The sequence below is a fragment of the Nocardioides sp. NBC_00163 genome (assembly GCF_045206295.1).
Taxonomy (GTDB): domain Bacteria; phylum Actinomycetota; class Actinomycetes; order Propionibacteriales; family Nocardioidaceae; genus Nocardioides.
This window is the reverse complement of record NZ_CP108155.1, coordinates 4,172,975-4,191,713: the sequence shown is the minus strand read 5'-3', so window position 1 is coordinate 4,191,713 and position 18,739 is coordinate 4,172,975. Positions and strand designations below refer to the sequence as shown.

The window sequence follows — 18,739 nt, the reverse complement described above, 5'->3', positions numbered from 1 at the left end:
CGCGTGGCCTGGGAACTCACGAGCGTTGTAGATCCGGCGCGGCGTACGATTCCGGTATGACGGACAAAGGCGCCCCCACTCCTGCAGACGACCACACCGAGAGCCACGACCAGACGGTTCCGGAGGCGTGGTCCACGTTCATGAGGGAGGGCTGGGACGACCGCGAGGTCGAGGTTCCCGAGCATCCGATCACGCCATGGGCGGCCGCCCGCCGGGAGCGCCTCTCGGGCATCTTCCCGGGTGAGCGCCTGATCGTCCCGGCCGGCACCTACAAGGTCCGCGCCAACGACACCGACTACCGCTTCCGCGCCGACACCGCCCACGTACACCTGACCGGCAACCAGACCTCCGACGCCGTCGTCGTGATCGAGCCCGACGGCACCTCGGTCCTGTACGCCCGTCCGCGCAGCGGTCGCGACACCGACGAGTTCTTCCGCGACCGTCAGTACGGCGCGCTCTGGGCCGGTGCGCGTCCCTCTGCCCGAGAGCTCTCCGACTCGCTGGGCATCGAGGTACGCCACATCGACCAGCTCGAGTCCGGACTCTCCGGCAACACCCCGACCCGCGTCCTCCGCGGAGTCGCGGCCGACGTCGACAAGCTGGTCGCCCCGGCCGAGGCCTCCCGCGACGAGGAGTTCGCCAAGGCGCTCTCCGAGCTGCGCCTGATCAAGGACGAGTGGGAGCTCGGCGAGCTCAAGGAGGCCTGCGACATCACCGTGCGTGGCTTCACCGACGCGGTGCGCGAGTGGGACCAGGTCCTCAAGCACGGCGAGCGCTGGATCGAGGGCACCTTCTTCCGCCGCGCCCGCGCGGAGGGCAACGACCTCGGCTACGACTCGATCGTCGGCGGCGGGTCCCACGCCACCACGCTGCACTGGATCGACAACGACGGCCCGATCGTGCCCGGTGAGCTGGTGCTGCTCGACATGGGCGTCGAGGGCCACAACCTCTACACCGCCGACATCACCCGCACCCTGCCCATCTCCGGGACGTTCACGCCGCTGCAGCGCAACCTCTACGAGCTCGTCTACAAGGCCCAGCAGGCCGGCATCGAGGCGATCCGCCCGGGCGTGACCTTCCGCGCCGGCCACTTCGCCGCGATGGAGATCCTCGCCCACGGCCTGGACGACCTCGGTCTGCTGCCGGTCTCGGTCGACGAGGCGCTCTCCGAGGACAACAAGACCTACTCCCGCTGGACCCTCCACGGCGTCTCCCACATGCTCGGCCTCGACGTCCACGACTGCGCCTCCGCGTCGAAGGAGTCCTACATCGAGGGACCGCTGCAGGAGGGCATGGTCCTCACCGTCGAGCCGGGCCTCTACTTCCAGAAGGAGGACAAGCTCGTCCCCGAGGAGCTGCGCGGCATCGGCATCCGCATCGAGGACGACATCGTCGTCACCAAGGACGGCTCCGTGAACCTCTCCGCCGGCCTGCCGCGTACGGCCGACGACGTCGAGGCGTGGATGGGTCAGCATCTGTGACGTGAATGCTGACCGAGGCAACTCAGTCGAGTCGCGCTTCCCTCGTGGAGTTCCACGAGGGAAGTGGCTGCCCACCGAGGTAACTCGGTCAGCGGCCGCCGTGGCCGGCTGCCTCGCTCTGACGGCGACCCTGGCGGCCTGCAGCCCAGGAAGTACGCCACGGCAGCAGCCCGCCGCATCGCCATCAGGGACGGCGTCCCCGTCCGCGCCCGCGTCGAGCAGTTCAGACGACGTCTTCGAGGGAGCCGTGGTCGGGATCGACCCGGGCCACAACGGCGGCAACGCGGGCGCGCCCGAGGTGATCAACGAGCCGGTGTGGAACGGGCGCTCGCAGAGCCCGTGCAACACGACGGGCACCGCGACCGACGACGGCTACCCGGAGACCGACTTCACCTGGGCCGTTGCCACGAAGCTCGCGGCCGATCTGCGCGAGTCCGGCGCGAAGGTGGTCATGACCCGCGACAGCAACGACGGGGTCGGGCCGTGCATCGATAAGCGGGCGAAGATCATCAACGATGCGAAGGCCGACGTCGCGATCGACATCCACGCCGACGGGGCAGCCGCGTCCGAGCGGGGCTACTCGCTGCTGATCCCGGTGCCCTCGGGCACCAACGACGAGGTCGTCGAGCCCTCGCGACGCTACGCCCAGATGCTCCGCACCGAGATGCGGAAGACCGGGATGCCGCTGGCCAGCTACCTCGGTGAGGGCGGGTTCGTCGAGCGCGACGACCTGGCCGGCCTCAACCTCACCACGGTGCCGCAGGTGCTGCTCGAGACCGGCAACATGCGCAATGCCGAGGACGCGCGCCTGCTGAAGTCCGACCGGTTCCAGGCACGGACGGCCGCCGCCATCAAACGGGCGATGGCGGCGTACCTCCGCTCACGCTGAGCTCCGCGCTTCGCGCGGTCACTCCTTCGCTCGGCCTCGCTCCAGTCGTCTCAGAGCTTCTTCCACTCGACGGGCTCGAGGCCGTACTCCTCCGCGATCGGCCCCCACGCCTTGGCGGCCGCCTTCTTCGGGTCGTGGCTGGCCAGGCTGAGCGTGGTCGCCTTCTCCAGCTTGCCCTTGCCGCCCACACACTCGCCGTCGGCGTTGACCTTGCGCTTCTCGCCCCAGGCGGCGAAGGCCAGGTCGGCGTTCTGCGAGGTCATCCATGCGGACTCGAGGTTCTTGACGAGCTTCCGCGACCCCGGGAGGACGGCGGTGTCGATCTTGGCGACCTTCGTTGCCAGCTTCTCGCGAGAGGCCGCGGCGTCCTGGAAGGTCTGGATCGCCTCGTCGATGTTCTCGCAGGCCTCGAGGTCGGCCTGAGCGGCACCGATGGCCGCCTTGTCCTTGGCCGAGGTCTTGATGAGGTCGTCGATCTTCTTGGCCTCGGCCGCGGCACCGCCCTCGGTCGTGGTGGCGCCCTGGGTGGTGCCGGTCTCGGCGTTGGCGTCGTCGCCGTTGCTGTTGATCAGGCCGATGACGAAGGCGATGATCGCGACGACGACGGCCAGCGCGAGGACGATCAGGCCCCAGCGCTTCAGGTCGAGACCGCCAGGTCCCTTGCCCTGACCGCCCTGCGGCTCGTAGCGGGCGTCGTAGCCGTTCCCGTACGGGTCGTAGCCCTGCGGCGCCATCGGCGGCGGCGCCGGGGTGTTGGGCCCACCGCCGACCGGCGGCTGCCCGACGAGGGTGGCGTCGTTGTAGGGATTCTGGCCGTAGGGGTCACCGTACGGCTGGCCGAACTCGTCCTGGGACCGGTCCTGCGGCTGGCCGTAGGGCTGCTCGTAGGACTGCTCGTACGCCTGGCCGAAGCCCTGGTCGGGGCCCTGGCCGTACGGCTGGTCGTAGGGCTGGTCGTAGCCCTGGGACCACTGGGCCTGGTCCGGCTCCAGTTGCGGTGCGAGCGGGGCGTAGGCAGGGTCGCCGTACGTCGGGGCCTGCTGGCCGAGATCGGGCTGGCCGTCGTCGTAGCGCGACTCGGGCGCCGGGGCGTCGAACTGCGGCTGTGGCGGCGCGAACTGCTCGAACTCGTCACGCGGACGGGTGCCCCCGGAGGCCTCCTCGTCGACGGCGTCGAACCGAGGGCTCATCGCGACTTGGGTCTCGTCGGGACGGACCGGCTCGGGCTGGCGTCGCTCGACCGGCGGCATCGCCTCGTGGGTCGCCTCGTAGGCCGCCTCGGGGGCCGGGCCACCGAACTGCGGCGCGGGCTCGACGAAGGTCGGGTGCTCCGCGCTCTGGTGGTACGCCGCGGCCGGACGCTCGGGCAGCGGAGGCGCAGCCATCGGCTCCGGGGTCTGCGGCGCCTGCGGTTCCGGCATCTGCGGCTCGGGCGTGGGCGCGGGAGCGGGCGGCTCGGGCGCGCGCTCCTGTGCCGGCGGCCGGGTCGGCAGATCCGGGAGCGGCGCCGGCGCGGCCGCCTGTGCCTCGGGCTCAGGATCCGGGGTCGGCTCGAGCTCTTCTGCGGCGCGCTTGCGCTTGGGCAGGAAGAGCGACTGCGACTGGGAGGCGAGCTCGGGCTCGAACTTCGGCGTACGCGCCGCCAGCCCGAACAGGCCACCATCATCCGAACCCGCCGGCGGCGGGGCCATGCCACCACCGAAGGCCGGCTGCTCACCGCTCGGCGCGGTCATGTTCAGCTGAGGCGCCATCGAGGCCCCCGGCGTACGCCTGACCTGCTCGAGCGGCAACGGGGCCGGCTCCGGGTCGGCCTCGGGCGTGGGCGCAGCGACTCCCTGCCCACGCCTCGGCAACGACAGACCACCCTGCTCAGGATCGGCACCCCGCTGCGGCAGTCGCGGCGGTGCAACCGGCTCCGGTGCACCCTGCGACGGCGGCTGATGAGCGCTTCTGACGGGGGTCCCACAACCTGTGCAGAAGCGCATACCGGTGACGGCCGCACCGCACGAGGTGCACATGGACTCCATAGTCATGTCCGGGGACCTTACCGATGATCGGGCCCAGTCTCGAACCCTCGTGGTCCGCCAATCGGACACTCACGTCGACAGTGCGGGGACAGTGCACCCAAATACCCCCCACACCTTGGTAACACTCCGGCCAGCGTTTCGGATTCCGATGCACACAAGGGATACGGGCACCGGTAAGATCGTGCGCGGCCTGCGCAAACCCCCTTCAGCGGGGTGCTCACACAGGCCACGCCTCCGTAGCTCAGCTGGATAGAGCATCGGCCTTCTAATCCGACGGTCACAGGTTCGAATCCTGTCGGGGGCGCCACAGGAAATTCGTGTGGGTTAAATCATGCGCTCGCGCGTGTTTCGGCGGCGACCGCCGCGGCGTCCGGCCGCCCGGCGTAAAGGGTCCGGAAGAACGGCAGGGTGCGGTGCACCATCGGACCGATGAGCAGCGCCTCGGCGACGGTGCCGATGCCGACCATCCCGCCGAGGAGCCAGCCGACTGCCAGCACGGTGATCTCGACGCCCGCACGGCAGAGCCAGACCGGGGCGCCGGTGCGCTCGTGCAGGCCGGTCATCAGGCCGTCGCGCGGACCCGGGCCGAGGCCGGGAGCGATGTAGATCCCGGTCGCCGCGGCCAGCAGGAGCAGGCCGCCGGCGAAGAGCGCGACCTGTGCCACCAGGTCCGACGGCTGCGGGAGCAGCCAGAGGCCGATCTCCGCGGAGGTGCCGACGAGCAGGACGTTCAGCACGGTGCCGACGCCGGGCCGCTGTCGCAGCGGGATCCAGAGCAGCAGGACGACGAGCCCGATCAGGTTGGTCATCATCCCGAAGGAGATCCCGGTGATCTCGACGAGTCCCGATGCCAGCGTGTTCCAGGGCGCCAGGCCCAGCGAGCCCTGCACGAGCATGGCGAGTGCGATGCCGTAGAGGAAGAGTCCAGTTATCAACCAGGAGAGCGACTTCACAGAGAGATCCTTCACGATTGCAAAGCCAATCACGGGTCCAATCGAAGGTAAAGAAGCCAATCGCGGTAAGGTGGCCTCATGCCTCGCGGAAGAATCGGTGCCACCGCGCTCGCTGGCCTGCTCGGTCAGTGGCAAGGGGAAGGCCCGGCGTACGAGAACCTCGCCGAACGGATCCAGCTGCTGCTGATCGACGGACGGCTCTCCGCCGACGTACGTCTCCCCTCCGAGCGCGAGCTCTCCGAGCGGCTGATGCTGAGCCGCACCACGATCACGGCCGCCTACCGGCGCCTGCGGGAGCACGGCTACGCGCTGAGCGTCCAGGGATCGGGTACGACGACGAAGCTGCCACCCACCGCGCCCGACTCGTTCACCGAGGGCGGCGAGATCGACCTGGTCAGGGCCACCCTGCCGGCCACCCGGCGGCTCCCGGAGGCCGCGGTCGAGGCGACCCGCCGGCTGGCCGACCACATGACCGGCCCCGGCTACACGCTGTGGGGCATCGAGGAGCTTCGCGCGGAGATCGCGGCGCGCTACACCGATCGCGGGCTGCCGACCGATCCCGACCAGATCATGGTGACCACCGGTGGCCAGAGCGCGATCGCCCTGCTCGCCCGCACCGTGATCAGCCGCGGCGACCGGGCCTACGCGGAGAGCCCGTCCTACCCCAACGCGTACGACGCCCTGAGCCTCGCCGGAGCCCGGATCATCACGAGTCCAGTGACCACCGACGCCGGCTGGGACATGCCCGCGATGGAGGCGGCCATCGCCCGGACCACCCCCGTGATGGCGTACGTCATGCCCGACTTCCACAACCCGACGTCTCGCTCGATGTCGACCGAGGACCGGCTCCGCCTGCTGTACGCCGCGGCGAAGGTCGACACCCTCCTCGTGGCCGACGACACCACCGCCGAGCTGAACATCGACCGCCCCCACACGTTCCCGCCGCTGGCCGCGATGGCCGGCGAGCACCAGGCCCGCGTCGTCCACATCGGCTCGGCGAGCAAGATGCTGTGGGGCGGGCTACGGGTCGGCTGGATCCGCGCCGACCCGGTGCTGCTGACCCAGATCGCCAGCGGACGCTCCGCCACCGACCTCGGCACCCCGATCTGGGAGCAGCTGGTCACCACCATCCTGTTCCGGCATCTGCCCGAGATCCTCGAGGAGCGCGCCGCGCAGCTCGCCGCCGGCCGTGCCGCGCTCTACCACGCGATGCGCGAGCACCTTCCCGACTGGGAGCTGCCGCCGCGTATCGACGGCGGCCTCTCCGCCTGGGTCGGCCTGCCCGCGCCGGTCAGCTCCCAGCTCACCCTCGCCGCCCGTCCCCATGGACTGCTCGTCACCGCCGGGCCGCGGTTCGGCGTCGATGGCGCCTACGAGCGTCACCTGCGGCTGGCGATCACGCCCCGCCCCGAGCTCGTCCGGCGCGGGGTCGAGATCCTCGCCGAGGTCTGGCCGCGTGCCGCCTCCACACCCGCCCTGGCCCTCACCACGACCGAGGCCGTCGTCTGACCGGACTTCAACCCCGCGCGAGGGCTTCCAAGGCCCACAGCCCGAGCCCGTCGAAGCGTGCCGTCTCGTAGCTGGGTACGTCCCCGCTGGTCGCCTCCAGGAGCCGGCGAGTGGTGATGTGCGAGGCCCCTCGGGCAAGGCTCGCGTTCGCGATGTCGGCAGCGGTCACGGTTCGCGACGGGATCTCGCGACGTTCCCGCGCCCGTCGCCGCTCGTAGTCGAGCTCGTCGACGGTAGTGATGCCGCGGATGATCGTCTCGGCGCTCCCCAGGGATCGGGTGTTGATCAGCGCCTCTGCGAGCGGGAAGTCGTAGGTCACGACGGCATCGAGGCGCCACACGGTCGCGCTCGCCTCGCTCACCGGGACGGGGGTCTGTCCTCGTCTCATCTCCACAGCGCCCCGAAGGCCGCGCGCGGCTGCCGCGGCCAGCGTCGTCGCCTCGGTGGGATGCCAGCCGAGCGAGTCGCCGACCCGGTCCACATCCGCGGTCCCCAGCGTTCCCACCTGGGTCCCACCGAGCCCGCCGAGGATGGCGATCACCTGCTCGGCGGGGAGCTCCCCGTCCACGCCGGGGCCGACGACGGCGAGCCGCACCGGCAGGCCGCTGCGCAACGCCGCAGCAAGCGTGAGCGAATCGGCCAACGGGCTCAGCAGGCCGGGCTCGTCTCCCCGGGCGACCACGTCGCCACCGACGTCGACGACCGTGAGCGAATCGGCGCCGAGCGCCCGAGCGAGATGCTGGAGCTGCTCGGCGAGTCCGACCGCACCGTCCGCGAGGTCGTGCAGGAAGAGGCGCGCGTCGACGTCGCCGGCAAGCCGCGGCAGCACGGACCGGCCCGGAGGAAGAGTGTCCGTCGTGGTCGATATCTCCGCCCGGACGCCATCGACCAGGCGGAGCCCGATGAAGTCGCCACGCGAGCGAGGGCCAGGCACCGGGTCGATGCGGAGCCGTTCCCAGGCGCAGGTCGACACGAACACATCGCCGTCGTCCATCTCGGGCTCGAGGACCCGGCGCGCCAGGAGCACGCCGAGCGCATCACCCCCACCACCGGCCGCGACGAAGAGAGTGCTCACGCAGACGATTCTGACCGCTGGGCATCCGGCGCGCCACAGGTCGGCCGCATCGCCTGGCAAGAAGTTCGCGGGAACTCGTTGTGACGCGCGCCACGTTGGGTCACGATGTGCAGCATGCAAGGACTGATCCAGGACGCACCGCTGACCATCGACACGATCATCCGGCGCGCCGAGCGCGTCTTCCCGACGCGGGAGATCGTCACCAAGACCGCCACAGGTCTGGAGCGCAACACGTTCAAGGACCTGGCCGTGGAGGTACGCAAGCAGGCCACCGTCCTCGACCGGCTCGGCATCTCCGAAGACGGCCGGGTGGCGAGCTTCGCGTGGAACACCCTGCGCCACCTCGCGCTCTACTACTCCGTCCCCTGCACCGGCCGGGTGCTGCACACCGGCAACATCCGCTACTTCCCCGAGCAGCTCGTCTACACCTTCAACCACGCCGAGGACGAGGCCGTCTTCGTTGACCGGTCGCTGCTCGGTCTGCTGGCTCCGCTTCTCCCCCAGCTGACCACGCTCAAGCACGTCGTCGTGATGGATGACGGGGCGCCGACCCCGCTCCCCGACGACCCGCGGGTCGTCTCCTACGAGGAACTGATGGCCGACGCCGAGGAGGCGGTGATCGAGGGCCGGGTCACCGACGAGCGCACCGCTGCCGGGATCTGCTACACCTCCGGCACCACCGGCAACCCGAAGGGCGTCGTCTACACCCATCGCTCGCAGTACCTGCACGCCCTGGCCTCTCTGGCCGGCACCCTCTTCGGCACCAACGACCGCGACCGCGTGCTTCCGGTGGTGCCCTTCTTCCACGCCAACGGCTGGGGCTTCGCCCACTCCTCCCTGCTGGCCGGCGCCAACCTGATCCTGCCCGGTCCCGACCTCTCGCCCGCCGGCATCATCAAGCTCCTCGAGGCCGAGAAGGTGACGATCGCGGCCGGCGTACCGACGATCTGGATGGGCATGGTCCCGCTGCTCAAGGACGCGGACCTCTCTTCGCTGCGGGTGGTCATCTGCGGCGGGTCCGCGGTGCCGAAGTCGCTCTCCGAGGCCTGGCGCGAAGCGATCGGCCTGCCGATCACCCAGGCCTGGGGCATGACCGAGATGTCCCCGCTCGGCAGCGTGTACAACGAGCGCGCCGAGATCACGGACCTCTCCGAGGAGGAGAAGGCCGACTACCGTACGTCCCCTGGCATCCCGGCTGTCGGCGTCGAGCTCCGCATCGTGGAGCCCGGGACCACCGACGAGCTCCCCTGGGACGGCGAGACGACCGGCGAGCTCGAGTGCCGCGGCCCGTGGATCGCGTCGGGCTACTACAAGGTCGACGCACCGACGTCGTTCTCGCCCGACGGCTGGCTGCGCACCGGTGACATCGCCGCGATCGACCCGCTGGGCTACGTACGCATCGTCGACCGCACCAAGGACCTGGTGAAGTCGGGTGGCGAGTGGATCTCGACCGTCGCGATCGAGAACCTCATCATGGGCCACCCGAGCATCGCCGAGGCGGCGGTCGTGGCGGTGGCGCATCCGAAGTGGGGCGAGCGGCCGCTGGCGTTCGCGGTGGTCAAGGAGGGCGAGTCGGTGACCAAGGAGGAGCTGCTCGGCTACCTCGCCGACAACCTGGGCAAGTGGCAGGTGCCCGATGACGTGGTCTTCATCGACGAGGTGCCCAAGACCTCGGTCGGGAAGTTCTCCAAGAAGACCCTGCGCGAGGAGTACGCCGACTACCAGCTGCCCACCGCGTAGCCGGAGCAGTCAGCCCAGCTGCGCGAGGATCGAGGCGGACTCGACCCTCGCGCAGCGGGCGTCCTCGTCCTTGCCGAGGGCGGCGCGGGCGTCGGCCAGGTGGCCGAGGGCGTCGGCCAAGCCCGGCAGGTCACCGGCGGCACGGAGCTTGGTCACGGCCTCCTCGAAGTGGCCGGCCGCCTCGTCGACGGAGCCGAGCTGCTGGTGGATCCAGCCGATGGTGGCGATGACGTTGCCCTCGCTGCGGTAGCCGGGCGCCACCCGGCGCAGCTCCGCGAGCGCCGCCTCGCAGTGACGGAGCCCGGCCTCGTACGCACCGTCGAGGGCCTCGTAGAGCCCCAGCCGCCCGGTCGTCCAGGCCGCCCGGATCGGGTCGCCCGCGCGAGCGAAGACCTCCGCCGACCGAGCCGCGTACGCAGCAGCCCCGGCATGATCGCCAGAAGCAGTGGCCACGGTGGCCAGCCGGTGCAGGGTCTTTCCCTCGCCCACCAGGTCGGCGGACTCCATCGCCAGATCGAGGGCCCGGCCGAGGTGGTCGAGGGCGTCCTTGACGCGCCCCAGCCGCCCGCAGGCCGCCCCGGCGGCGCGGTGCATGACGCCGAGCCCGGCGGGGTCGCCGCCCTGCGAGACGCTGCGGCGCACGCCCGGGAGCGCGGCCTCGGCCAGCGCGGCCAGCTCGATCCAGCGTCCCTGGAGGTCGAGCAGACGCTCGAGGGCACCGACGAGCAGCACGATCCGGTCGGGTGCGATTCCCCGGGCGACGGCGACGTCGATCACTCGGGAGATCACCGGCAGCTGGGTGCCGATCCAGGCCAGCGCCTCGACGCTGTCGCCGACGACATCGGGGCTTACCCCGTCGCGCATCGGCTCCAGCGCATCGAGGTGGCGCTGGTGCGGGTCGTAGGCGCTGTGCACCGCCCGAGCGCTGAAGACGTAGTGGTCGATCATCCGCAGCTCGGCCGCCTCGCGGACCTCAGCGGGCTCGCCTGTGGCGAGGTCGGCGGCGTACTCCCGGAGCAGGTCGTGCAGCACGAACCGTCCGGGCGCCACCTCGGTCAGCAGGTTGGCTTCGGTGAGCTCGTCGAGCAGGCGGCGGGCTCGCACGCGGGAGATCCCGGCCAGGCTGGCCGCGGCCAGGACGGTGAGCGTCGGCCCGGGATGCAGGCCGATCAGCCGGAACAGCCGGGCCGCGGCATCGGACAGGTGCTGGACCGACCACGAGAAGGTCGCCCGGAGGTCGCCACGCCCGCCGCCGAACCCGTCCAGGCGGGACTCGCCGAGCTCCTCGGCCAGGTCGGCAAGGGCGTACGCCGGCCGGATCGCCGCCCGGGCGGCCACGACCGAGAGCGTCAGCGGCAACGAGGCGCACAGCTCGATGATCCGCTCCACGGCCTCGGGCTCGGCCAGGAGACGGTCCTCACCCAGTCGCCCGGCCAGCAACTCATAGGCCTCGGCGTCGTTGAGCAGGCCCAGCTCCATCGGACTCGCACCGGCCTCCGCGACCAGGCCGGAGAGCCTGTTTCGGCTGGTCACCAGGGTCACACACCCCGGGCTGCCGGGGATCAGACTGCGTACCTGCTCGCTGTCGCGGGCGTTGTCGAGCACGAGCAGCACCCGCTTGCCGGCGAGCTTGCTGCGCAGCAGCCCCGCCCGGCCGTCGATGTCCTGGGGCTGGCGGGATCGCTCGACCCCGAACGCCTCGAGCAACACCCCGAGCGCGTCCAACGGGTCGAGCGCGTCGCACGGGTCGAAGCCGCGCAGGTTCACGAACACCTGGCCGTCCGGGAAGCTGGGAGCGGTCCGGTGCGCCCAGTAGAGCGCCAGCGTCGTCTTGCCGATCCCCGCCGTGCCCGCGATCGCCGAGATCACCACGGCCCGTCCGCTCTCGTCGACGCTGGCCGTCGCCACCAGCTCGTCGAGCATCGTCAGATGGTCCTCGCGACCGGCGAAGGCGGCGACGACCGGCGGCAGCTGGCGCGGCACGATCTCCTCGTACGTCCGTGCCGGCGCGGGCTCGGGATCGTCTCCCTCGATGATCCGCAGCTGCAGGTCGCGTACGTCCTTGGACGGTTCGACCCCGAGCTCGTCGCGGAGGACGCGGAAGAGACGCTGGTAGGCGTCCAGGGCCTCCGCCGTGCGGCCGGAATGCCACAGCGCCGTCATCAGCAACAGCCACAGGCCCTCCCGGAGGGGGTTGGCCCGGACGACCGGTCCCAGGTCGGCCACGACCGCGGCCTGCCGACCGAGCGCCAGGTCAGCGGCGGCCCGGGACTCGACGGCGACGAGCCGCAGCTCCTCGAGCCGAGCTGCCTCGGTCGCGATCATCGGCGACTCACCGACCGCGCCGTACGCACCCCCGGTCCACAGCCCCAGGGCAGCGTCCAAGAGCATGCTGGCCCGCTCGTGGTCTCCGGTCTCGGCCGAGGCACGGCCCTGCTCGACCAGGTCCTCGAAGCGGGCCTGGTCGAGGTCCGCACCGACCAGCGCGTAGCCGTTCGCCCGGCTCTGCAGACGGCGGCGATCCTCGCCGAGCGCCCGGCGCAGGTCACGGACGCGCTGGTGAAGCAGGTTCACCCCCGTTGCCGGGGGTGAACCTCTCCACAGCTCGTCGACCAGGAGGTCCGAGGAGACCGGCGCTCCGCGCGCGGCCGCCAGCAGGGCAAGCAGAGTCCGCCGCGTACGCGACAGATTCTGCACCGTGCCGTCGTCACACACCAGCTCGACGGCACCTAGGACCCGGACCCGCACCAAACCTCCTGTTGACCACGCAGCATTACGTCCGAGAAGACACATCGTCTCATCACCACAGAGATGGTGACGCGTAATGCCGCCAGAAGGTTGCTTGAGGTTGGTGCTGAATCCAGATTTAGGGGTTCTGGTTTACGGAACCCGCCACAGGCCGCTCTCGCCGCCCTTGTCGATCTGGAACCCGACCTGCTTGATGTTCACCCCGACCGGTACGACGAACGGCACCAGGGCCGTCCGCTGGTCACGCGGCTGCAGACCGAACGGGTTCGGGAACACCTCGCCGCCGTCGACCCTCACCGTGCTGGGCAGGCTCTTGTACTTCTTGCCCGAGGCATCGATGACCGTCGTGCCGGTGGCCGGGGTGTCGTTGAAGACCCTCGACCCGGCGTTGACGACCTGGATCTCGACGGCCATCACCCGCGACCCCGGCGGGGTCTCGGTGCCGTCCGTGAAGGACGTCTCGAAGACGTCCTGCACGATCACCCTCAACAGGATTCCGGGTGCTTCGCCCTTGATGGTTCCCTCAGTCGTCAACCCGAGCTGCTGGTTCTGCTCGATCCTCTCGGTGCTGTCGACGGTGATCACCTTCTTCTCCATCGCGGGGTTCTCGCCATGGTTGTTGCTGTAGAACCCGTAGTCGATGGAACTGTCCGAACCGCAGCCAACCCCGGCCGCCGCGACGGCTCCCCCGAGGATCAGCATGGCCACACGACGCACACGCACTCCTTATGAAATTTGTTGCACTGGAAAGGAAATTGTTCCCCCTGATTTACCATGGCAACATGCCGGAGTCCAAGCATTCGGCCTAGGGTCTAAGGTCCCAATCCTGGCTGCAACTCTTCGCAGTCATCTCCACATCACGAGGTAGCAGACGAGCACCGGAATCACGGGCGCCACGAGAAACCAGGGCGTGACCAGCGGAAGCTTGTTGATCAGGCGTACGTCGGCCACTGCCCCCGCTCCCAGCGGCACCGAGATCATGAAAAGGCCCTAGCGCGCGCCACCTTCGTCGGCGCCGGTCGCGCCGAACGCGGCCTCGCCAGTGAGTGCAGCATCACGCTCGATATGCACGAGCGGACCCTACTCCGTCGTCATGGCCGGACGCTCGACGAGGGCGGCCAGCTTGGCCGGAGCCTGGATGCAGTAGGAGTCGGTCAGGAGCTCGGCGACCTCGTCCCAGTCGGTGTCGTCGTCGAGGATCATCCCGACCACGTTGCCGCCCCAGCCGGCCTTGAAATACGGGTGGCCGAGGTGCTCGAAGGCCACCACCTCGTCGGGCTCGCCCCGGAACATAATCCGGAAGAGCTGGTCCTCGCCGCCGAAGACGTGCGCGATCGTCGCCTGGCCGACCCGCCAGCGCACCCCCACCCAGGCGTCGTCCTCCAGGCATTTCGGGAACGCGCCGAGGATCCCCCTCAGCCGCACCACCATCGCCTCGGGGACCTCAGGACGCTCAGCCATGCATCCGATCCTGCCAGGCACCACCGACACCGTTAATTGCTATACATGTTTATGATCAACATGTACCGTTTCTGCTATGAAGAAGCAGACGATCGGATACGTCGTGTGGCGCCTCGCCATGCGTCTACGAGTGTCGATGGACAGAGCGCTCGCGCCCCTGGGGCTCACCCACGCGCAGTACTCGCTCATCGCCTCCCTCCACGGCCTCCACGCCTCGGAGGCCCCGACCCAGAAGCAGCTGGCCGACCTCACCGGCCTCGAGCCGATGTACGTCTCCAAGCTCGCCCGCCAGCTCGAGACCAGGGGCTGGATCGAACGCGTCCGCGACACCAGGGACACCCGAGCCGTACGCCTCGTCATCACGCCCGAGGGCACCGAGGTGACCCGCGAGGCGATCGCGGTGACCGGTCGACTGCTCGACCAGCTCACCGCACCGCTCGGCGGCCGCAACAGCCGCCGTGCCGCCGAGGCGCAAGCAGCGCTCGAGGCGATGCTCGCCGCCCCCATCGACACCGACCCCACACCTGGAGACTGATCATGACCGTTGCCACTCCTCCCCTCACCGGCGCCAACCTGGGCGTCGCCTACTTCGCCGTGCGCAAGAACCTTCTCAACGTGCTCGACGACTACGACCTGACCTTCGAGCAGTCGCTCCTGCTCAACTATCTGCGCCAGGGCGATGCCACGCGTGCCGATCTGGTCGCGTCGACTGCCGACAACATCAAGGTCTCCCCGGCCGAGGTCGAGTCGCATCTCGACGCCGCGATCGCCCGCGGCCTGATCGCCGACGGCCTCACCCTGACCGAGGAGGGTGACCGTCTCCAGCAGCAGATCACCGAGCGCACCCAGCCGCTGACCAGGACGTTCTTCGCCGACATCCCGGCCGAGGACCTGGCCGTGACCGCGCGGGTCCTGGCCACCCTCACCGAACGGGCCAACGCCGCTCTGGCCACCTCCTAGTATCGGGGCCATGGCACAGGAGAAGTACGACGTAGTGGTAGCCGGCGGCGGACACAACGGCCTCACCGCCGCGGCCTATCTCAGCCGTGAGGGCCTCTCGGTCCTGGTGCTCGAGCGGCTCGACCACGTCGGGGGTGCGGCGATCTCGGCGCAGGCGTTCGACGGCTTCCCGACCCGGCTCTCGCGCTACTCCTACCTGGTCTCGCTGCTTCCCGAGCAGATTCGCACCGACCTCGGGCTCGACATCGAGCTCGCGTCACGGCAGACCGCGTCGTACTCCCCCTACCTCGACGGCTCGCGGGCCACCGGCCTCCTCGTGGAGACGCCCGAGGGCGAGGCCACCGCGGCGAGCTTCCGCGCGGTGACCGGGTCGGACGAGGAGTACGCCGCGTGGCAGTCGTTCTACGACGAGGTCTCCGACCTCGCCCGCGTCGTCGCGCCCACCCTCACCTCCCCGCTTCCCACGGGTGCCGCGATCCGCTCGGAGGTGGGTGTGCCGATCTGGCGCGACATCGTCGAGCGGCCGCTCGGAGAGGCGATCGAGCGCCGCTTCGCCAACGACCTGGTCCGCGGCGTGGTCGCCACCGACGCCCTGATCGGCACCTTCGCCGGCCTGGGCGAGGCGAGCCTGATCCAGAACCGCTGCTTCCTCTACCACCTGATCGGCAACGGGACCGGCGAGTGGCGGGTCCCGATCGGCGGCATGGGCGCGGTCACCGGGGCGATCGCCAAGGCGGCGTACGCAGGCGGGGCGCAGGTCCTCACCGGCGCGACCGTCACCTCGATCCGCGGCGGTGCCGTCGGCGAGGGCGCCGAGGTCACCTGGACCGACGCCTCCGGATCCCACACGGTGGCGGCCGACTACGTGCTCTCCGGCCTGGCTCCGTACGTCCTCGACGGCCTCCTCGGCCGCACCCCTGCCCCGTCGGCCAAGCCGGTGGGTGCCCAGCTCAAGATCAACATGCTCCTCGAGCGCCTCCCCCGGCTGCGTTCCGGCGAGGACCCGAAGGCCGCCTTCGCCGGCACTCTCCACCTCGGCGAGTCCTACTCCGAGCTCGAGAAGGCGTACGTCGAGGCTGCCGCCGGCTCAGTGCCGACCGAGATACCCGGCGAGGTCTACTGCCACTCGCTGACCGACCCCTCCATCCTCGGCGACGTACCGCCCGGCACCCAGACCCTCACCTACTTCGGCCTGCACGCCCCCGCGACCCTCTTCGAGGACCCGGCCACGCGTGAGGAGCGCAAGGCCCAGGCGGTCGAGCGCGCCATCGCCTCCCTCGACCGCCACCTGCTCGACCCGATCTCCTCCGTCGTCGCGCGGACCGTGGATGGCGAGCCGTGCATCGAGGCCAAGATCCCCCAGGAGATCGAGGCAGACCTGGCCATGCCGGGCGGCCACATCTTCCACGGCGACCTCGCCTGGCCCTGGGCCCCCGACTCCGACGACCTCTCCACTCCCGCCGCCCGCTGGGGCGTTGCCACAGACGTCGGCAGCATCCTGCTCTGCGGCTCCGGCGCCCGCCGCGGCGGCGCCGTCTCCGGCCTCGGCGGCCACAACGCCGCCCAAGCCGTCCTGGAGCTCCGCTGACCACGCCGTTGATCCGGCGCAGCCTCGATTTGGGGCGAATCCGAGCCCGCTGCTAATGTTCTTCTCGTCGCCGAGCGCGCAAGCAGCTCGAAGGACATGCGCCATTAGCTCAATTGGTAGAGCAGCTGACTCTTAATCAGCGGGTTGTAGGTTCAAGTCCTACATGGCGTACATCTAAACCGGCCCTCACCTGCACGTTCAGGTGAGGGCCGGTTCTTTTTCTACCCAGCCCGGACACACAATTGGGCACACAAAGCACGGCTGGCCGCCTTCTGGTCGGGATTGTCGCGCGGCTTGCGGAACGACTCGCGGCAGCCGGCTACATGAGCCGACTGCTTGACTCGAACGTACGTTCGATACGATGAGGTGTGTCGGCCAACCCTCCCAAGAACGACGCCTGGCCCGAGCCCAGGCACTGGCTGCACGTCTGGGTGCATCGCCAACGCAGGAACTACCCGCCGCCCATGCCTGGCCTCGTGCTCAAGTGGGAGCTGCACAAGGGCAGGTGGCGCGCCTGGGTGATCTGGGTCGACACCACGTACGCCGCCCCGGAGATCCGGCATGCCTGGCTGCCTGTGAGGGAGATTCGCCCAGCGAAGAGCGACATCAACGTATGGAACGACCGGAGGCGGTAGACCAGGCGTTCCACACAGGTGCGGGCAGATTCCCGCCATGGCGGGAATCTGCAGGGATCTGCGGCCAGATATGGCCGCACTTCCCCACCATGGCGGGAAACTGCCCGCCGGCGCGTCGCAGCCGAGTCTCACAGGGCGCCGACGGCGCGGAGGACGAACTCCTCGATCCGGTCAGCGGGGAGGTTGCGGGTGCCGAGGACGGCGTGGACGAGGGCGAGGGTGGCGTCGACGTCGGTGACGGCGAAGACGCCTTGCTCGGCGCCCTGCTCGAGGATCTCGGCGAGGACCTGCTCGACGGCGACGACGTGCTCGCGGATCTCCTGGCGGGCCTCTTCGGGGAGCCCGCCGTAGACCTGGGGGCCGAAGCCCATGTGGAACTTCTCGCCGAGGGTGAGGTGGTTGCGTACGTAGATCCGCAGCCGTTCGGTCGGCTGCTCGCTCGCGGCGAGCTGGGCCTGGAGGGAGGTGACGTACTCCGAGGTCTCGTGGGTCGCGAACGCGACCATCACCGCGTCGCGGTCCTTGAAGTGGTGGTAGATCGCGGTGCGTCCGATCTCGGCGCGCTGCGCCAGCTTCGACATGCTGACCGCGTCGTAGCTGCCCTCAGCCATCAGCTCCGCGAACGCCGCGAAGATCCGTTCGCGCACCAGTCTGCGGTGCTCGGGAACGTTCTCGGCGGCGATACGGGGCACGAGAGCGAACCTTAGTTCACCTGCGATAAGCGTCGAGGCGGCCGCCGAGCTCCTCGAAGAGAGCCTGGTTGAGGCCGAAGGCGACCTGGACCTCCTCGACGATGCGGATCTTCTCCGCGGGGTCGAGCGGCAGGGCGTCGAGGCGGGCACGGTAGCCGTCCTTGTAGGGCTTCGGCTTGGGGATCTCGGCGAACTCGTAGAACGCCACCCCCTCGCCGTCGAGCTCGAAGAACCGGTCGAGCAGCCGGCCGATCGCCTGGCCACCGGAGAGATCACCCAGGTAGCGGGTGTAGTGGTGGGCGGCGTAGAGACCGCCCCAGGCGCGGGTGGCCTCGATCCGAGCGACGTACGCATCGGCGGCATCCGACTCCACGGCGTCGCCGTCGACACCGGGCGCCCACACAGCCAGGTCGGCATCAATCGCGGCCAGGCGCTCCAGGGCGACGTCATGGACGGCTTCGGCGACAGCATCCGTGGCGGCCAGGTCGCGGCCGACCGTCTCGAGCGCGACGTAGACCTTGCGCAGGCGCAGCAGATAGTCGGCGTACCCCTGCTCGTTGACCCGGCCGGCCAGCAGCTCCTCCATGAAGGAGGAGCTCTCGGCTGCGGTGTGCTGGGTCCGGGACCCCTCGCGCATCAGCGCGGAGAGTGGAGCGTCGTGCATCTCGTCGGCGAGGAGGGCGGACATGTGTGCTCCAGTCAGGGGTCGGGCGGCAGCGATCGGCTGTCCGGCAAAGATACTGACACACTGTCAGAAAGTCGGCAAGGCTATAGTTAGGTCACCCTAACAAAACCACCCGAAGGCGGTGAGCAATCGCGCAACGGACCGGATGTGGAGATGGATACATAACATTGTTCACGAGTCCGGGAGCGCAACGTGTAGACCACAACTTGCCCAGGCATCTCAGACGTCCGAGTTTCGATCGCGACGTAGATCCACAAGGGGTCCGATCAGGTGCTCGAGGACGAGGTGTTGCCGCG

The 18,739-nt window shown here is 69.8% G+C and carries 17 protein-coding genes and 2 tRNA genes; 10 read left to right on the top strand and 9 right to left on the bottom strand.

The features are described 5' to 3' along the window. The first annotated feature begins 56 nt into the window (after nucleotides 1-56). Together OG801_RS20090 and OG801_RS20085 are read left to right on the top strand one after the other, a co-directional pair. The gene (locus tag OG801_RS20090) at nucleotides 57-1,481 is read left to right on the top strand and encodes an aminopeptidase P family protein (RefSeq protein WP_406030829.1); all 1,425 of its coding nucleotides are present in this window, start codon (nucleotides 57-59) and stop codon (nucleotides 1,479-1,481) included. 247 nt (nucleotides 1,482-1,728) lie between these two features. Next, a complete protein-coding gene (locus OG801_RS20085) occupies nucleotides 1,729-2,370 on the top strand; it encodes an N-acetylmuramoyl-L-alanine amidase (protein WP_355021065.1) in 642 nt (213 codons plus the stop codon). Nucleotides 2,371-2,420: 50 nt separating this feature from the next. Here the strand turns inward: OG801_RS20085 and OG801_RS20080 are convergent, their stop codons facing one another. Continuing rightward, nucleotides 2,421-4,223 carry a hypothetical protein gene (locus OG801_RS20080; RefSeq protein ID WP_406030826.1) on the bottom strand — a complete coding sequence of 601 codons (1,803 nt, stop codon included), beginning with the start codon at nucleotides 4,221-4,223 and terminating at the stop codon, nucleotides 2,421-2,423. A gap of 404 nt (nucleotides 4,224-4,627) precedes the next feature. On the opposite strand from OG801_RS20080, the gene OG801_RS20075 reads away from it, so the two are divergent. Next, nucleotides 4,628-4,704: transfer RNA gene (locus OG801_RS20075), tRNA-Arg, on the top strand. A 22-nt stretch (nucleotides 4,705-4,726) separates the two neighbouring features. Here the strand turns inward: OG801_RS20075 and OG801_RS20070 are convergent. Then, on the bottom strand, nucleotides 4,727-5,350 hold the full coding sequence (locus OG801_RS20070) for a YitT family protein (RefSeq protein ID WP_406030825.1): 624 nt from the start codon (nucleotides 5,348-5,350) through the stop codon (nucleotides 4,727-4,729). A gap of 78 nt (nucleotides 5,351-5,428) precedes the next feature. On the opposite strand from OG801_RS20070, the gene OG801_RS20065 reads away from it, so the two are divergent. Next, the gene (locus tag OG801_RS20065; protein ID WP_406030823.1) at nucleotides 5,429-6,859 is read left to right on the top strand and encodes a PLP-dependent aminotransferase family protein; all 1,431 of its coding nucleotides are present in this window, start codon (nucleotides 5,429-5,431) and stop codon (nucleotides 6,857-6,859) included. Between the two features lie 7 nt (nucleotides 6,860-6,866). Here the strand turns inward: OG801_RS20065 and OG801_RS20060 are convergent, their stop codons facing one another. After that, entirely contained in the window at nucleotides 6,867-7,934 is a 1,068-nt protein-coding gene (locus OG801_RS20060; RefSeq protein WP_406030821.1) for a DUF1152 domain-containing protein, read from the bottom strand. A 114-nt stretch (nucleotides 7,935-8,048) separates the two neighbouring features. Here OG801_RS20060 and OG801_RS20055 point away from each other — a divergent pair, with 114 nt between their 5' ends. Beyond that, complete coding sequence (locus OG801_RS20055) at nucleotides 8,049-9,674, top strand: long-chain fatty acid--CoA ligase (protein ID WP_355021087.1); 1,626 nt, start codon at nucleotides 8,049-8,051, stop codon at nucleotides 9,672-9,674. 9 nt (nucleotides 9,675-9,683) lie between these two features. Here the strand turns inward: OG801_RS20055 and OG801_RS20050 are convergent, their stop codons facing one another. The 4 genes from OG801_RS20050 to OG801_RS20035 form a co-directional block, all read right to left on the bottom strand. Next, nucleotides 9,684-12,422, bottom strand: coding sequence for a BTAD domain-containing putative transcriptional regulator (locus OG801_RS20050; protein ID WP_406030819.1), 2,739 nt, complete (start codon nucleotides 12,420-12,422; stop codon nucleotides 9,684-9,686). 132 nt (nucleotides 12,423-12,554) lie between these two features. Beyond that, nucleotides 12,555-13,139, bottom strand: coding sequence for a hypothetical protein (locus OG801_RS20045; RefSeq protein WP_355021089.1), 585 nt, complete (start codon nucleotides 13,137-13,139; stop codon nucleotides 12,555-12,557). 129 nt (nucleotides 13,140-13,268) lie between these two features. Beyond that, on the bottom strand, nucleotides 13,269-13,403 hold the full coding sequence (locus tag OG801_RS20040) for a hypothetical protein (RefSeq protein WP_406030817.1): 135 nt from the start codon (nucleotides 13,401-13,403) through the stop codon (nucleotides 13,269-13,271). A gap of 99 nt (nucleotides 13,404-13,502) precedes the next feature. After that, nucleotides 13,503-13,883 (bottom strand): MmcQ/YjbR family DNA-binding protein, encoded by a 381-nt coding sequence (locus OG801_RS20035; protein ID WP_406030815.1) that lies wholly within the window; start codon nucleotides 13,881-13,883, stop codon nucleotides 13,503-13,505. Between the two features lie 76 nt (nucleotides 13,884-13,959). Here OG801_RS20035 and OG801_RS20030 point away from each other — a divergent pair, with 76 nt between their 5' ends. The 5 genes from OG801_RS20030 (at nucleotide 13,960) to OG801_RS20010 (ending at nucleotide 17,066) form a co-directional block, all read left to right on the top strand. After that, complete coding sequence (locus tag OG801_RS20030) at nucleotides 13,960-14,418, top strand: MarR family winged helix-turn-helix transcriptional regulator (protein WP_406030813.1); 459 nt, start codon at nucleotides 13,960-13,962, stop codon at nucleotides 14,416-14,418. Nucleotides 14,419-14,420: 2 nt separating this feature from the next. Beyond that, entirely contained in the window at nucleotides 14,421-14,843 is a 423-nt protein-coding gene (locus OG801_RS20025) for a MarR family winged helix-turn-helix transcriptional regulator (RefSeq protein WP_406030811.1), read from the top strand. 10 nt (nucleotides 14,844-14,853) lie between these two features. After that, nucleotides 14,854-16,431, top strand: a complete 1,578-nt coding sequence (locus tag OG801_RS20020; RefSeq protein ID WP_406030809.1) for a phytoene desaturase family protein — start codon at nucleotides 14,854-14,856, stop codon at nucleotides 16,429-16,431. Nucleotides 16,432-16,529: 98 nt separating this feature from the next. Further along, nucleotides 16,530-16,602: transfer RNA gene (locus tag OG801_RS20015), tRNA-Lys, on the top strand. A gap of 293 nt (nucleotides 16,603-16,895) precedes the next feature. Next, nucleotides 16,896-17,066: a hypothetical protein gene (locus OG801_RS20010; protein ID WP_355021097.1), complete on the top strand. Its 171-nt coding sequence runs from the start codon at nucleotides 16,896-16,898 to the stop codon at nucleotides 17,064-17,066. Between the two features lie 128 nt (nucleotides 17,067-17,194). On the opposite strand, the gene OG801_RS20005 is transcribed toward OG801_RS20010, so the two are convergent. Together OG801_RS20005 and OG801_RS20000 are read right to left on the bottom strand one after the other, a co-directional pair. Beyond that, entirely contained in the window at nucleotides 17,195-17,758 is a 564-nt protein-coding gene (locus OG801_RS20005) for a TetR/AcrR family transcriptional regulator (protein WP_406030807.1), read from the bottom strand. A 16-nt stretch (nucleotides 17,759-17,774) separates the two neighbouring features. Next, nucleotides 17,775-18,446, bottom strand: a complete 672-nt coding sequence (locus OG801_RS20000; protein WP_355021099.1) for a biliverdin-producing heme oxygenase — start codon at nucleotides 18,444-18,446, stop codon at nucleotides 17,775-17,777. Nucleotides 18,447-18,739 lie beyond the last annotated feature (293 nt).

What these genes read in the sequence shown, in the direction of transcription:
- OG801_RS20020 (WP_406030809.1), top strand. Translation starts at nt 14,854, where the DNA reads ATGGCACAGGAGAAGTACGACGTAGTGGTAGCCGGCGGCGGACACAAC.
- OG801_RS20010 (WP_355021097.1), top strand. Translation starts at nt 16,896, where the DNA reads ATGCCTGGCCTCGTGCTCAAGTGGGAGCTGCACAAGGGCAGGTGGCGC.
- OG801_RS20090 (WP_406030829.1), top strand. Translation starts at nt 57, where the DNA reads ATGACGGACAAAGGCGCCCCCACTCCTGCAGACGACCACACCGAGAGC.
- OG801_RS20040 (WP_406030817.1), bottom strand. Translation starts at nt 13,403, where the DNA reads ATGATCTCGGTGCCGCTGGGAGCGGGGGCAGTGGCCGACGTACGCCTG.
- OG801_RS20025 (WP_406030811.1), top strand. Translation starts at nt 14,421, where the DNA reads ATGACCGTTGCCACTCCTCCCCTCACCGGCGCCAACCTGGGCGTCGCC.
- OG801_RS20035 (WP_406030815.1), bottom strand. Translation starts at nt 13,883, where the DNA reads ATGGCTGAGCGTCCTGAGGTCCCCGAGGCGATGGTGGTGCGGCTGAGG.
- OG801_RS20065 (WP_406030823.1), top strand. Translation starts at nt 5,429, where the DNA reads ATGCCTCGCGGAAGAATCGGTGCCACCGCGCTCGCTGGCCTGCTCGGT.
- OG801_RS20030 (WP_406030813.1), top strand. Translation starts at nt 13,960, where the DNA reads ATGAAGAAGCAGACGATCGGATACGTCGTGTGGCGCCTCGCCATGCGT.
- OG801_RS20000 (WP_355021099.1), bottom strand. Translation starts at nt 18,446, where the DNA reads ATGTCCGCCCTCCTCGCCGACGAGATGCACGACGCTCCACTCTCCGCG.
- OG801_RS20055 (WP_355021087.1), top strand. Translation starts at nt 8,049, where the DNA reads ATGCAAGGACTGATCCAGGACGCACCGCTGACCATCGACACGATCATC.